This is a genomic window from Pseudomonas alloputida (assembly GCF_021283545.2).
GTDB classification, from domain to species: Bacteria; Pseudomonadota; Gammaproteobacteria; order Pseudomonadales; family Pseudomonadaceae; genus Aquipseudomonas; species Aquipseudomonas alloputida.
The window spans coordinates 3,490,059-3,504,515 of record NZ_CP128540.1 but is presented as its reverse complement, the minus strand read 5'-3'; the positions used below and the strand labels follow the sequence as shown (position 1 = coordinate 3,504,515).

The window sequence follows — 14,457 nt, the reverse complement described above, 5'->3', positions numbered from 1 at the left end:
CCCAGCTTTTATTTGCTTAGACCCGCAAGCGGGCAGTGCAATACCAGCCTGGCCCCACCCAACTCGCTTCCCCCAATCTCCAGCCCGAAACCATGCAGGTCGACGATCGCCGCCACGATCGACAACCCCAGCCCGAAGCCGGCATGGCGGTGGCCTTCATCGCTGCGATAGAACCGTTTCAGTACAGCCGTTCGCTCTGCTTCGGGAATACCAGGCCCGCTATCCTCGATCGCCATGTGTACGCCGCTGTCATCCTGCGTGGCGGTGATGCGCACCCGACCACCCTCGGGCGTGAACTTGATCGCGTTACCCACCAGATTCGCCAAGGCCTCGAACAGCAGTTCGCGGTCGCCGTGCAACGCCGGTAGCTGCGCAGGTTGGTGCAATTGCAGTTGAATGCCGCCATCCTCGGCCAATGGCAGGTAAAAATCATGCAGTTCTACCAGCAGCTCATGCGGGTCAAGCTGGATGAAGCCCGCGCGGCGCTGGCGGTCTTCCAGCTCGCTGATGCGCAACAACCCGCGAAAGCGCGCCATCAAGGTGTCGGTTTCGCCAATGGCCTGGTCCAGCGCTTCGGCTTGCGCAGAATCCACGTCGCTTTGCTGGCGAATACGGTACAGCTGGGCGCGCAGGCGGGTCAGCGGTGTGCGCAGGTCATGGGCAATGTTGTCGCACACGCCCTTGACCTCATGCATCAGCCGTTCGATACGGTCGAGCATGGCATTGACGATCGCCGCAAGCATGTCCAGTTCGTCGCGGCGGGCCGACAGTGGCAGGCGGTGGGTCAGGTCGCCGGCGACGATCAGTTCGGCCTGGGCCTGGATCGCCCGTATACGCTTGAGCGGCCTGCGCCGTAGCAGGTACCAACCGGCAAAACCCGGGATCAGGGTCAGCGAGATGCCCCAGAGCAGGGCGTGCAGGATGATACGGGTAACCACGAACAGCGAGCCATTGTCACGCACCAGCACCAGCCACCGGCCATCCTGTACTTTGATTGCCACCGCGTCGCAGCTGTCGCGGGGCATGCGTGGGTCGTCGGCATCCAGGCAGCGTTCCAGCTCATGGATCTTGCCATCCAGTCTGAGCTCTGGGGGCAGGGCTCGCACGGTGCCGCCAATCGGGTTGAGCTGGCTATCGAACAGGCCGTAGGCGTCAAAGCTGCGCTCCTCGAAGGCCTGGCTGGCGATCAGGGCGTCGTCCAGTTGCTTGCCGCTCATGTGGGCGAACAGGTGCTGGCGCTGCAGCATGGAATGACGGGTGAGTTTGTTCAGGTAGCTGGAGACCTCGAAGTACAGCACCCCCATGAGGATGCTGCTCCAGGCCACGAACAGAAAGCTGTACAGCGCCAGCAGGCGGCTGGTAGAAGAACTCCAGCCTTTAGACGGGTTCAGCAATGGCATAGCCGGAGCCCCGTACCGTACGGATCAGCGGCGACTGGCCGGGTGAGTCGATCTTCTTGCGCAGGCGGCCGATGTGCACGTCGATCAGGTTGGTGCCCGGATCGAAGTGATAGCCCCAGACTTCCTCGAAAATCATCATCCGCGTGATCACCTGGCCGCTGTGGCGCATCAGGTACTCCAGCAGCTTGTACTCGGTGGGCAACAGGTTGAGGGTGTTGTCACCGCGGCGCGCCTCGTGGCTGATCAGGTCCAGCTGCAGATCGGCAACCTGCAAGCGGGTCTGGGTCGTGGGTACGCTGTTACGGCGCAGCAATACCTCGACTCGCGCGGCCATTTCGTCGGAGGCGAACGGCTTGGTCAGGTAGTCGTCTCCGCCGGCACGCAGGCCGCGCACCCGCTCATCGACGTCGGAGAGGGCGCTGATCATCAGGATCGGCGTAGCGATCTTGAGGTTGCGCAGGGTGGTGACGATGGTCAGGCCGTCGACCTCGGGCAGCATGCGGTCCAGGGTGATCAGGTCGTAGCCGCCCGCAATGGCTTTGGCCAGGCCTTCACGGCCATTGTCGGCCCAATCCACTTCCAGACCGTGGCTGGTCAGTTCGGCGACGATTTCCTGGCCGGTGACGGCGTCGTCTTCGATGGTCAGTACGCGAGGCATGCTGGTTCCTGGGCATCTAATGGAGATCTGATTGTGCCAAAGAATAGACAACCGGCGATTTAAGAAAAATTCATCTAGCGGGCACCGATGCCTTCGGCGTGCATGATCTGCGCAATGATCGGTACCGGTGTCATCAGGTGCGAGCGCATCATGGCGCTGGCGGTTTTGGCATCCCGGGCGAGGATCACCTCGACCAGTGCCGCATGCTCCTGGCGCTTGAGCGCCAGCGCCTCTTCGGAAAACACCGTCTGCGTCAGCCACAGGTGGCGGTAGCGCTCGGCCTGGTCGAACAGGTAGGTGCGTGCCTGCAGCAGGTGCTTGGAGCCGCAGCCCGAGGCAATGGCAGTATGGAACGCCTTGTGCCGCTCGTCCCACACATCCAGCCGCTGCTCGCGGGTTTTTACTTCCACCACCTTGGCCAATGTATGCGAGTGGGCCAGCACCGATGCCTCCCAGGCGTCATCGCCGCGCTCGATGGCCAAGGCAATGATCATCGCTTCCAGGTTGGCGCGGGCGTCGTAGATGTCGTTCATCTCATCCAGCGACATGGGCGCTACCCGGTAGCCTTTCTGGCTGATCGCGTTGACCAGGTGCTCGGCCACCAGTTGCGACAGTGCTTCGCGCAGCGGGCCCACACCCAGGTCGTAGCGTTCCTTGAGGGTGCTCATCAACAGCTTTTCACCGGGCTTGAACACCCCGCGGATGATGTCCTTCTTGAGCCTCTCATACCCGCTGAATGCTGAGTTTTGTCGGGGGGCGAGCGCTTCCAAGATCCTGTTCCTCAAAACGTTTTGCCGATCATACCGAAACCCTCTGCTGACGAAAAACAATGGACAAACACGAGTAGTGTCGTTGAAAAATAAAAATGTAGACATTTTCAGTTAGTGGCGATATTTTTACCTCGCCCGCACTGATCCAGGTCATGACCGGACGGCGCCATCTACTTTTTTAGCCAGGACACTGCCATGAACGCCTTTACGCAGATCGACGAACTTGTCATGCCACTGCCTCTCGAACCGCAGGGCTACACCATCGCCCCCTCGAAACAGTCGCCGCGCCTGCTGGAGCTGACCTTTGCCCGGGAAACCGTCGAAGCGTTCGTGCAGGCCGTTGCCCAATGGCCGGTGCAGGCATTGGAGTACAAGTCGTTCCTGCGTTTTCGTGTAGGCGAAATCCTTGACGAGCTGTGCCAGGGCACGCTGCGTCCGGTGCTGCTCAACACCATCCTCGACCGCGCCACAGGCGGCATGCTGATTACCCCGATCGGCCTGGATGACGTGAGCCAGGCCGAAGACATGGTCAAGTTCACCACCGCCTGCGCTCACCTGATCGGCCGTTCCAACTATGACGCCATGAGTGGCCAGTTCTATGCGCGCTTCGTGGTGGTCAACAGCGACAACTCCGACAGCTACCTGCGCCAGCCGCACCGGGTCATGGAGCTGCACAACGACGGCACGTTCGTGAACCAGATCACCGACTACGTGCTGATGCTGAAGATCGACGAAAAGAACATGGAAGGCGGCAACTCGCTGCTGCTGCACCTGGACGACTGGGAGCAGTGCGAGGCGTTCTTCCGTCACCCTCTGGCCCGCCGCGAAATGCGCTGGACCGCACCGCCGAGCAAAAAGGTTGCCGAAGATGTGTTCCATTCGGTATTCGACACCGATGCCGAAGGCCGGCCGACCATGCGCTACATTGACCAGTTCGTGCAGCCGGAAAACTACGAGGAAGGTATCTGGCTGAACGCCTTGTCCGAGTCGCTGGAAGGCAGCGGCAAGAAGGTCTCGGTACCGGTAGGCGTAGGCAGTTTCCTGCTGATCAACAACCTGTTCTGGCTGCATGGCCGCGATCGCTTCACCCCGCACGAGGGCCTGCGCCGCGAACTGATGCGCCAGCGTGGTTACGTCGCCTTCCCCAAGCCGCTGTACCAGCGCGGTCAATAATGACAGGGCGCGGGGCGGGCGCCCGCCCACGCGTTTTTGCACAAAACTATGCCACCAGGCCCCGTGCGGGCTATGGTGAGCCTGCCAGGCAATGCCTGCGTGTGAGGTAAGGCTGTGTACGATTTCATCATCATTGGCGGCGGGATTGTGGGCATGTCCACGGCCATGCACCTGATCAAGGTCTACCCGGACGCGAAGATGCTCCTGCTGGAGAAAGAGTCTGGCCCGGCTCGCCATCAGACCGGCCATAACAGCGGCGTGATCCACGCCGGCGTGTATTACACCCCCGGCAGCCTCAAGGCGCGCTTCTGCCTGGAAGGCAACAAGGCGACCAAAGCCTTCTGCACCCAGCACGGCATTCGCTTCGATGAGTGCGGCAAGCTGCTGGTAGCCACCAACGATCTGGAAATGCAGCGCATGAAGGCGCTGTGGGAGCGGACGGCGGCCAATGGCCTGGAACGCTACTGGCTGTCGGCCGACGAGTTGCGCGAGCGTGAGCCCAACATCGTCGGTATGGGGGGCATCTTCGTGCCGTCCAGCGGTATCGTCAATTACGCCCAGGTGACGGCTGCGATGGCCGCTGAGTTCCAGCGTGCCGGTGGCGAAATCCGCTATGGCGCAGAAGTGGTCGGCCTGCAGGAACAGGCAAATGAAGTGATCGTGCGCACCCAGCGTGATGAACTGCACAGCCGTTTCCTGGTGACCTGCTCGGGGCTGATGGCTGACCGCGTGGTGGGCATGCTCGGGCTGCGTACCGAGTTCGTGATCTGCCCGTTCCGTGGCGAATACTACCTGCTGCCCAAGCAGCACAATCAGATCGTCAACCACCTGATCTACCCGATTCCCGACCCGTCGATGCCCTTCCTGGGGGTGCACCTGACCCGCATGATCGATGGCACCGTCACCGTAGGCCCCAACGCTGTGCTGGCGATGAAGCGCGAGGGCTACCGCAAGACCGATGTCAGCCCCAGCGACCTGTTCCAGACCCTGACCACGCCCGGCATCCTCAAGGTGCTGGCGAAGAACTTCCGCCCGGGCCTGATCGAGATGAAGAACTCGCTGTTCAAGGGCGGGTACCTCAAGCAGGTGCAGAAGTACTGCCCGAGCATTATCAAAGCCGACCTCACGCCTTACCCGGCCGGCGTGCGTGCCCAGGCGGTGTCGCGCGACGGCAAGCTGATCGACGATTTCCTGTTCGTCAACACCGCACGCAGTGTCAACGTGTGCAACGCACCGTCGCCAGCTGCTACCTCGGCCATCCCGATCGGCGCCTACATCGTCGAGAAGGTGTGCGAGCAGGTCGGCCTGCAGGGCGGCAGCTTCCCCAAGGCCGACCTGTCGGCCAACCAGAGGGCTGCCAGCTGACAGCCGGGTAACACCTTCTGCGGTTTCGTTTTACTCAACCCGTACTGCCCTGCTCACCATTCAGGGCAGGGCGGGCTTTTTCGCGCCTGCGTCGGTGACGTGCAGCCGGCGGCCCCTGCGTGGGCATGACAAAAACAACAAGGTAGCGCCATGCAAACCCACAAGAACAATTTGAGTCATGGATTGAAATCACGGCATGTCACCATGCTGTCCATTGCCGGCGTGATCGGCGCCGGGCTGTTTGTCGGCTCTGGCCGCGCCATCGCCGAAGCGGGGCCTGCCACCATCCTGGCCTATATCCTGGCGGGCGGCCTGGTGGTGCTGGTGATGCGCATGCTGGCTGAAATGGCTGTGGCCTCCCCGGACACCGGCTCGTTTTCAACCTACGCTGACCTCGCCATCGGCAAATGGGCCGGTTACACCATCGGTTGGCTGTACTGGTGGTTCTGGGTGCTGATCATTCCGATCGAGGCCAATATCGCCGCTACCATCATCAACTCCTGGGTCCCGCAGCTGGAGATCTGGGTGTTGTCGTTGGTGATCACGTTGCTGCTGACGGCCACCAACCTGTTCAGCGTGAAGAATTACGGTGAGTTCGAGTTTTGGCTGGCACTGGTCAAGGTGGTGGCCATCGTCAGCTTCATCGCCCTGGGTGTTTGCGCCATTTTCGGCCTGTTGCCGGGGGCCGGCGTCAGCGGCGTCTCGCGCCTGTGGGATACGGGGGGCTTCATGCCCAACGGCTTTGGTGCGGTGCTGAGCGCGATGCTGATCACCATGTTCTCGTTCCTCGGGGCCGAGGTGGTGACCATTGCTGCGGCTGAGTCCGACGAGGCGGGCAAGCATATTTCCAAGGCCACCAATTCGGTGATCTGGCGGATAACGCTGTTCTACATCCTGTCGATCTTCATCGTCATCGCATTGGTACCGTGGACCGACCCACGCCTGGCGACCGAAGGCTCTTATGTCACGGTGCTGGACACCCTCGGCGTGCCAAATGCCAAGGCCATCATCGACTTCGTGGTGCTGACGTCGGTGACCAGCTGCCTCAACTCGTCGCTGTACACCGCCTCGCGCATGGTCTATTCGCTTAGCCGCCGGGGTGATGCCCCGGCCTGTGCCCAGATAACCAGCCGCAGTGGTACACCCGTGGTGGCAGTCTTGTTGTCGACTGGGGCTGCATTCCTGGCGGTGATCGCCAACTACCTGGTGCCGGCCAAGGTGTTTGGCTTCCTCATGGCAAGCTCCGGCGCCATTGCCTTGCTGGTGTATCTGGTCATCGCCATTTCCCAGCTGCGCCTGCGCCAGCGCCTGACGGCACAGGGCAAGACACTGGGTTATCGCATGTGGCTGTTCCCGTGGCTGACCTGGGGCGTGATCCTGTTCATCAGCGGCGTACTGGTATTGATGCTGTTCCGCCCGGATCATCGCCTGGAAGTGGTCTCGACGATGGTGCTGGCGGTGTTGGTGGTGTGCTCGGGGGTGCTGGTGACCCGGCGCCGGGCGCGCGGCGGGGCCGTGGCTGGCGTAGGGCAGGGCGCCTGATTCGTCCGGCCTGAAGACAGACGAGCAAGTCGCATCAGGCTGTGAGAGGATGTCCGCCAACAAAGCCAGGACCCTGAACGCAGCCTGATGAAGACACCTAAAAGAATCGAACCGTTGATCGAAGACGGCCTTGTCGACGAAGTACTACGGCCGTTGATGAGTGGCAAGGAAGCCGCTGTGTACGTGGTGCGCTGTGGCAGCGAGGTACGCTGCGCCAAGGTCTATAAAGAAGCCAACAAGCGCAGTTTCCGCCAGGCCGCCGAATACCAGGAGGGCCGCAAGGTACGCAACAGCCGTCAGGCCCGGGCCATGGCCAAGGGCAGCAAGTACGGCCGCAAAGAAGCCGAAGATGCCTGGCAGAACGCCGAAGTGGCAGCGCTGTTCCGTTTGGCCGCCGCAGGTGTGAGGGTGCCCAAGCCTTACGACTTCCAGGACGGCGTGCTCCTGATGGAGCTGGTCACCGATGCCGATGGCGATGCGGCCCCGCGGCTGAACGACGTACACCTCGAAGCGGAGGATGCCCGCGCGTTCCACGCCTTCGTCATTCGCCAGGTCGTGCTGATGCTGTGCGCCGGAATGGTGCATGGCGACCTGTCCGAGTTCAACGTGCTGCTCGGCCCGGACGGGCCGGTGATCATCGACCTGCCGCAGGCAGTGGATGCAGCCGCCAACAACCATGCCTTCAGCATGCTGCAGCGCGATGTGGACAACATGGCCCACTATTTCGGGCGCTTTGCCCCGGAGCTGAAAAGCACCCGCTATGCGCAGGAGATGTGGGCGTTGTACGAGGCCGGCGAGTTGTTGCCCGACAGCCCGTTGACCGGGGTGTTCGAGGATGACGAACATGAAGCTGATATAACCGGGGTGATGCGTGAGATCGACGCCGCCCGGATGGACGACGCTCGTCGCCGTGCAGCACGCGCCGAGGCCGAGCATGGGCCGGCCAAGGCAGAGGAGGTAACGCCGCCCTGGCTGCAGTAGTTTATTCCTGTACCGCCTCTTCGCGGGGTTACCCGCGAAGAGGCCAACACAGGCAAACCACGGCCGTTGCCATTGACGCAAGACACATTCTCGTCATTTAGCCTTTTCACTGGCGCGCGACAGGCATAAGGTATACGCCGTTCAAATTCCCTGGAGCTGTCATGTCCAACCAATTCCCCTCCGTTCGTCCCCGCCGTCTGCGGCAGAACGAGTCCCTGCGCACGATCTTCCAGGAAACCGAGTTCCGCCTTGAAGACCTGATCCTGCCGATCTTCGTCGAAGAGGGCATCGATGATTTCGTGCCGATCACCAGTATGCCCGGTGTCAACCGTATCCCCGAGAAGCTGCTGGCCCAGGAAATCGAGCGCTATGCCCGCGCCGGTATCAAGTCGGTGATGACCTTTGGCGTATCGCACCACCTGGATGCCGATGGCAGCGACACCTGGAACGAAAACGGCCTGGTTGCGCGGATGTCGCGTATCTGCAAGGACACCGTGCCGGAAATGGTGGTGATGTCCGACACCTGCTTCTGCGAATACACCAGCCACGGCCACTGCGGCGTGCTGCATGACCATGGCGTGGACAACGACGCCACCCTGGCCAACCTGGGCAAGCAGGCAGTCATTGCCGCTGCTGCCGGTGCCGACTTCATTGCCCCCTCGGCGGCGATGGACGGCCAGGTGCAGGCTATCCGCAGTGCCTTGGACGGTGCCGGCTTCCACGACACCGCGATCATGGCCTACTCGACCAAGTTCGCCTCGTCGTTGTATGGCCCGTTCCGTGAGGCCGGCGGCACCGCACTGAAGGGCGACCGCAAAAGCTACCAGATGAACCCGATGAACCGCCGCGAAGCGGTGCGTGAGTCGCTGCTCGACGAGCAGGAAGGGGCGGACGTGCTGATGGTCAAGCCGGCCGGTGCGTACCTTGATGTGATCGCCGACATCCGCGCCGCTTCGCGCCTGCCACTGGCGGCGTACCAGGTGAGTGGCGAGTATGCGATGATCAAGTTCGGTGGCCTGGCCGGTGCCATCGACGAAGGCCGGGTGGTGCGCGAAAGCATTGGCGCAATCAAGCGTGCTGGTGCAGACCTGATCCTGACCTACTTCGCCATGGACCTGGCGCGCGAAGGTATCTGAAGCCAGGCCTTGGTCATGAAAGCCGCTGCCATTGCAGCGGCTTTTCTTTGTGCGCCGTTGGGTGGTGCCGCAAACGCACAAAAAAACAGTAAGCGCTGAATTATTTAGTGTCCTGTTGTATCTGATCCCTTAGAGCATTCATCGACAGGGATACGGGTATGAAACCTCGCAAGAAAAGCGTCCAGCCAATCGGCCTGAAGGACATCACCATCGTCGACGACGCCAAGATGAAGAAGGCGATCACAGCCGCCGCGCTGGGCAACGCCATGGAGTGGTTCGACTTTGGGGTATATGGCTTCGTCGCTTATGCCTTGGGCAAGGTGTTTTTCCCCAACGCCGACCCCAGCGTGCAAATGATCGCGGCCTTGGCCACCTTCTCGGTACCGTTCCTGATCCGGCCTCTTGGCGGGTTGTTCTTCGGCGCCTTGGGCGACAGGTTCGGGCGGCAGAAAATCCTCGCCGCGACCATCGTGATCATGTCCCTGAGCACCTTCGCCATCGGCCTGATACCGTCCTATGCAAGCATTGGTATCTGGGCGCCGATCCTGTTGCTGCTGGCCAAGATGGCCCAGGGCTTTTCGGTGGGTGGCGAATACACCGGTGCCTCGATTTTCGTTGCCGAGTACGCGCCTGACCGCAAGCGCGGCTTTCTCGGCAGCTGGCTGGATTTCGGTTCGATTGCCGGCTTTGTACTGGGCGCAGGGGTGGTGGTGCTCATTTCCACGGTGCTGGGTGAAGAAAAATTCCTCGACTGGGGCTGGCGCCTGCCGTTCTTCCTGGCCCTGCCGCTGGGCATCATCGGCCTTTACCTGCGCCATGCGCTGGAAGAAACACCTGCGTTCCAGCAGCACGTCGACAAGCTGGAGCAGGGCGATCGTGAAGGCCTGGCGTCCGGGCCCAAGGTGTCGTTCAAGGAGGTGGCCACCCAGCACTGGCGCAGCCTGGTGACCTGCATCGGCGTGGTAATTGCCACCAATGTCACCTACTACATGCTGCTTACCTACATGCCCAGCTACCTGTCGCACAACCTGCACTACAGCGAAGACCATGGCGTGCTGATCATCATCGCGATCATGGTCGGCATGCTGTTCGTGCAGCCGATCATCGGCCTGCTCAGCGACAAGTTTGGCCGACGGCCGTTCATCATTGTCGGCAGTGTCGGCCTGCTGGCCTTGGCCATTCCGGCATTCATGCTCATCAACAGTGGGGTGCTAGGGCTTATTTTCGCCGGCCTGCTGATCATTGCCGTGCTGCTGAACTTCTTCATCGGTGTGATGGCCTCGACGCTGCCGGCCATGTTCCCCACGCACATCCGTTACAGCGCCCTGGCCAGCGCTTTCAACATCTCGGTGCTGATCGCCGGCCTTACCCCAACCCTCGCTGCGTGGCTGGTGGAGACCACAAACGACCTGTACATGCCGGCCTATTACCTGATGGTGATCGCCGCTGTCGGCCTGGTCACCGGCCTGACCATGAAGGAAACCGCCAACAAGCCCCTGCGCGGCGCGGCACCCGCGGCATCGGACATCGAAGAGGCGCGTGAACTGCTACAGGAGCACCACGACAACATCGAGCAGAAGATCGAGGACATCGATGCGCAGATCGCCGAGCTGGAAGCCAAGCGCGAGAAACTGGCACTGCAGCACCCGCGCATCGAATGATCAGCGCGGCATGTAGCCACGCTGCCAGGACCGCGGAATGAACCGCGATATCAGCGCCAGCACGCAGGCCAGCGCACAGCTGCCGGCCAGCGCCTGCAGGCCCAGGTGTTGTTGCAACCAGGCGCCGAGCGCGGCGCCCAGCAACATGCCGGCCCAAGGCACCAACTGCACCCGCCAGCCGTTGCGCCGCTCGCCCAGCAGCCAACGCCCCAGGCCGCGGCCGAAACGCGACAGGGCGCCCGTTACGTAAGTCAGGCCGATGGGCAGGCCATTCACCTGTTCCACGACCGCATTGATCATGCCCATGGCCAGCGTGGCCGCCAACAGCGCAGGGAAGGTGGCCGGCAACGGCCACGCTGCGGCGAAAGCCAGCAGTGCGGCAACCACCAACAGCACCGGCCAGGCTCGACGGCGCAATCCGTGAGCCAGGAGAACACCCAGCGCATTGCCCGCGACGAAACCCAGTACGGCGCCACTGAGGCGTAGCACAAGGGCCAGGTCAGCTTCACTGATGGCCACCGCCAGGCGTGTGGTGTTACCACTCATGAACGACACGAAATCGCCCAGTGCCAGCAAGCCGATGGCATCGGTCATGCCGGCCAGCACCGACAGGGCGGCGACCAGGCCGAGGCCGACGCGACCACGCATTACCTGCAGGCGCAAACGCCTGGCTGAGCGCGCGGGGAGGGCGTTAGGGAGCATGTGCAGGCCTCAGGGCAGCAGGTTTTCGCGGGCCAGGGTACCTTTGATGGTGCGCTCTACCACATCGACCAGCACCATGGTCTGATGGTCGACCTCGATGTTGAGCAGCTCACCTGGGTGGTAGCTGGCGAAGGTGGTCTGACGCAGGGTTTCCGGGATCAGGTTGATGGTGATCACGTTGTCCTCCACATCAGCGACCGTCAGGCTGCAGCCATTGACCCCGATGAAACCACGCGGGAACACGTACTTGCCCCATTGCGGCGGCATGCGGAACTTGATGAAGGCGCCGGTTTCCTTGATCGACAGCTCGACGATCTCGGCGGTGGTGGCGATGTGGCCGGCCATCAGGTGGCCGCCGACTTCGGCGTTCATCTTCGCCGAACGTTCGATGTTCACGCTCCGGCCAGGCTTGAAGCTGCTCAGATTGGTGCGCTCGAGGGTAGCGGTCATGGCGTCGAACCTGACTTGGCTGCCGTCGATTTCGGTCACGGACAGGCAGGTACCTTCGACACTGACGCTGGCACCGATTTTCAGCTCGTCGAGCAGTTCCGGGGTGAGGTCGATGGTGAACTGGTTGTGGCCCGGGTAGGTGGTCACATCAAGCAGAGGGCGGACGGCCTGGACGATGCCGGTGTACATGGAGTTGCTCCTGGGCACGGAAAAGAAAACTTCCGAACGCTATGCCCGTAGCGCAGTAAATGCAAGACCAGGCTTCCTGGCTGGCAAGCCGGCTTGCGAGTCTGGCGCCTGCGCGGGGCAGGCGGCGTGCTTGTGGGCGAAACCGGTTTGCGACGGCATGGCCACGCCAGATTCAAACATGCCCGCTGCTGTTGACGATCCGCAGGCACAGCGCCTCGTACGGGTCCAGGTTCACCATCAGGCGCCCGTCCTCGGTCAAATCGCCTTCGACCGTCTCGTTGATCATGTCGACCACCGGCCCAGGTGTGAACCCGGTCAACAGCAGTTCCTCGGCAATCGCGTCCTGGCCGAAGTTCAGCGCAGTGATCTGGATACCGCGCCCGGCTGGCAGCTCATGCACCATCACCAGCAGCCCCGGGCTGCTCACCTCAGGTACCAGCACCTGACGGCTGGTGGCGATGCCGTAGGCCTGGCGCACAGCCAGCAGTTTCTTCACCTTGCAGGCAAATGAATCACTCTCGTCCAGCTGCCTGTCCAGGCTGCCGTATAGCGCCCGGGCACGCGGCATGCCCCGCACAGAAGCCTCTGCCTGTGGGTCAAGCCCGGCCAGGTCATAGCCGCCCCGGTGAATCCAGCGGGTATCGCCATCGAGCATGCGTTCGGCAACCGCTTCGGCGGGCAAGGGCAGGGCACCGACCAGGTCCCAGCCGGACAAGGCGACCACCCCCGGCTGCATGGCGTTGTACATGACCAGCAGCAGGTGCACCTTCTTGATCAGTTCGATATCCGCTACACCAATCTGTTCGAGGTCGCGAATACCCAGTGCAGCAGCGATCAGGCTGGCGGTGGTGCAGGCAATGCCGTTGGTCACGAAGCGCAGGTTGTACGGCGCATGTTCCCCCGACAGCCGTTCGTAGATCTCTTCGCGAATATGTTCGCGCAGGATGCTGCCAGGCAGGGTTTGGCCCTTGTACAGGTACATATCGTGCGCGTGCAGTGTCCAGAAGTGCACCAGCTCCACGGTCAGCTCGTCATGGTTTTGCAGGGCATGGATGAGCGAGGCCGGGTCGATGCCGAAGGCGTGCATCTCCTTGAGCATCAGGCGCAGGAACTCGGTGTCGCCCGTCAGCAGCGCATGCTGGTAGGCCGGCCGGGTAATGAAATCGTAGGACAGGTCGGCACCACCCTTGGACATCTGCGCAATGTCATCGAGGGTCAGGTTCAGCTCCTGGAAGCTGAAACCGCCGGCCTTGCGGATCATGCCACCGATCAGCTGGTTGCCGACGAGCGACAGCGGGTGGCTTTCCGACCAGGCGGTGCCGCTGGCGCGGGTTTCCACGCCGAGAAAGCCGTTGGCGTCCAGGCGCAGGCCGCGTGCACCCAGGCAGTCCAGCGCGTGCAGTGCGTCACCAATGATCATCTGTTGGGCGGCGAAGGTAGGGTCCAGCCAGTTCAGCGAGGGCTGGCCTTCCTTGAAGTAATGCAGGTACACCCAGCGGCGGGTCTTGCCGTCGACGCCTGTGATCGGCGGCGTGGCGCTCCAGTCGGTTTCCTTCACGCCCGGCTCGAAGAAGATTACCCGTTGCAGCTGGCCAACGATGTAATGGCGCGCCTTCAGCTCGTCACACTGAGCTGGCAGCAGATTGACCGCATCGCGCCCGGCGGGCACCTCGGGCAGCAGCGCCCAGTCTTCTTCGCGGATCTCGACCATGTGGTACAGCCCCGGGTAGGGGCCATGGGCGAGCTCGGCCAGGCGGAAGTCGGCGCCCTTGCCGGTGTGCGAGGGGATCAGGTCGTCGATGGTCACGGCATTGTGCGCAGCGGCCATGCGGCTCATCTGGATCAGTTCCTGCTCGCTGCCGTACAGTGGGTCGATGTCGAAGCTGATGCGGTCGAAGTTGCCGTCCACGCTGGGGGTGAGTTCGCGGCCGCGGATGCCACCGGACAGTTTGATCGGGCCGGTGTGCAGGCCCTGTACGCCGATCTCCGACAGGCGCTTCCACAACGCTTCGTGGGCCAGGGCACCGAGCACCGAGCAACCCTCGGGCGCGATGATGGCGTCGGGGTAGACCGTCAGCCACACCGAGGCGATTTCGGTGGCGCGGCGGGGCTGGGCCTCGGCATAGGGTTGCTGCCACAGGCGCGACTGGCCTGAGTACAGGCTGGCCCGGTCCTGGGAGGCCTTGAGCATGGCGCGGTCTTCGAGCCATTTGACGTATGACGGGTCGGGCTGGGTCATTTCGCGTCCTCTTTGCGTGTCGGCACCGGCTCAGGTTATGACGGCGCTGCGGCCTGAACGTTCGGCTCAAGATGGGTGTTGGTTTCTTCGCGGGCTTGCCCGCTCCCACAGGCGGACATACCGCTGAAGATTTGCGCTGCACCTGTGGGAGCGGGCGCGCCCGCGAAGAGGCCGGGCCTGCAAAGGCAGGA

12 protein-coding genes are annotated in these 14,457 nt (G+C 62.4%); 6 read left to right on the top strand and 6 right to left on the bottom strand.

The genetic code is table 11. The features are described 5' to 3' along the window. Positions 1-8: 8 nt before the first annotated feature. The 3 genes from LU682_RS16110 to csiR form a co-directional block, all read right to left on the bottom strand. Positions 9-1,400 carry a sensor histidine kinase gene (locus tag LU682_RS16110; RefSeq protein WP_010953808.1) on the bottom strand — a complete coding sequence of 464 codons (1,392 nt, stop codon included), beginning with the start codon at positions 1,398-1,400 and terminating at the stop codon, positions 9-11. After that, positions 1,378-2,058, bottom strand: a complete 681-nt coding sequence (locus tag LU682_RS16105) for a response regulator transcription factor (RefSeq protein ID WP_010953809.1) — start codon at positions 2,056-2,058, stop codon at positions 1,378-1,380. Before LU682_RS16105 ends, LU682_RS16110 begins: the two co-directional genes overlap by 23 nt. Before the next feature lie 74 nt (positions 2,059-2,132). Continuing rightward, positions 2,133-2,828, bottom strand: coding sequence for a DNA-binding transcriptional regulator CsiR (csiR, locus tag LU682_RS16100; RefSeq protein ID WP_010953810.1), 696 nt, complete (start codon positions 2,826-2,828; stop codon positions 2,133-2,135). 195 nt (positions 2,829-3,023) lie between these two features. Between csiR and glaH the strand changes: the two genes are divergently transcribed. The 6 genes from glaH (at position 3,024) to proP (ending at position 10,686) form a co-directional block, all read left to right on the top strand. Next, positions 3,024-4,001: a glutarate dioxygenase GlaH gene (gene glaH, locus LU682_RS16095; RefSeq protein ID WP_010953811.1), complete on the top strand. Its 978-nt coding sequence runs from the start codon at positions 3,024-3,026 to the stop codon at positions 3,999-4,001. 114 nt (positions 4,002-4,115) lie between these two features. Beyond that, positions 4,116-5,366, top strand: a complete 1,251-nt coding sequence (gene lhgO, locus LU682_RS16090) for an L-2-hydroxyglutarate oxidase (protein WP_010953812.1) — start codon at positions 4,116-4,118, stop codon at positions 5,364-5,366. 150 nt (positions 5,367-5,516) lie between these two features. Further along, complete coding sequence (gene gabP, locus LU682_RS16085) at positions 5,517-6,908, top strand: GABA permease (RefSeq protein ID WP_010953813.1); 1,392 nt, start codon at positions 5,517-5,519, stop codon at positions 6,906-6,908. Positions 6,909-6,995: 87 nt separating this feature from the next. Beyond that, the gene (locus tag LU682_RS16080; RefSeq protein WP_010953814.1) at positions 6,996-7,889 is read left to right on the top strand and encodes a PA4780 family RIO1-like protein kinase; all 894 of its coding nucleotides are present in this window, start codon (positions 6,996-6,998) and stop codon (positions 7,887-7,889) included. A 161-nt stretch (positions 7,890-8,050) separates the two neighbouring features. Beyond that, positions 8,051-9,025 (top strand): porphobilinogen synthase, encoded by a 975-nt coding sequence (hemB, locus tag LU682_RS16075; protein ID WP_010953815.1) that lies wholly within the window; start codon positions 8,051-8,053, stop codon positions 9,023-9,025. A gap of 158 nt (positions 9,026-9,183) precedes the next feature. Continuing rightward, complete coding sequence (gene proP, locus LU682_RS16070) at positions 9,184-10,686, top strand: glycine betaine/L-proline transporter ProP (RefSeq protein ID WP_010953816.1); 1,503 nt, start codon at positions 9,184-9,186, stop codon at positions 10,684-10,686. Here the strand turns inward: proP and LU682_RS16065 are convergent, their stop codons facing one another. The 3 genes from LU682_RS16065 to treS form a co-directional block, all read right to left on the bottom strand. After that, complete coding sequence (locus LU682_RS16065; protein WP_010953817.1) at positions 10,687-11,388, bottom strand: YoaK family protein; 702 nt, start codon at positions 11,386-11,388, stop codon at positions 10,687-10,689. Positions 11,389-11,397: 9 nt separating this feature from the next. After that, the gene (locus LU682_RS16060; protein ID WP_010953818.1) at positions 11,398-12,027 is read right to left on the bottom strand and encodes a riboflavin synthase; all 630 of its coding nucleotides are present in this window, start codon (positions 12,025-12,027) and stop codon (positions 11,398-11,400) included. Between the two features lie 172 nt (positions 12,028-12,199). Continuing rightward, positions 12,200-14,266 (bottom strand): maltose alpha-D-glucosyltransferase, encoded by a 2,067-nt coding sequence (gene treS, locus LU682_RS16055; RefSeq protein ID WP_010953820.1) that lies wholly within the window; start codon positions 14,264-14,266, stop codon positions 12,200-12,202. Positions 14,267-14,457: the final 191 nt, after the last annotated feature.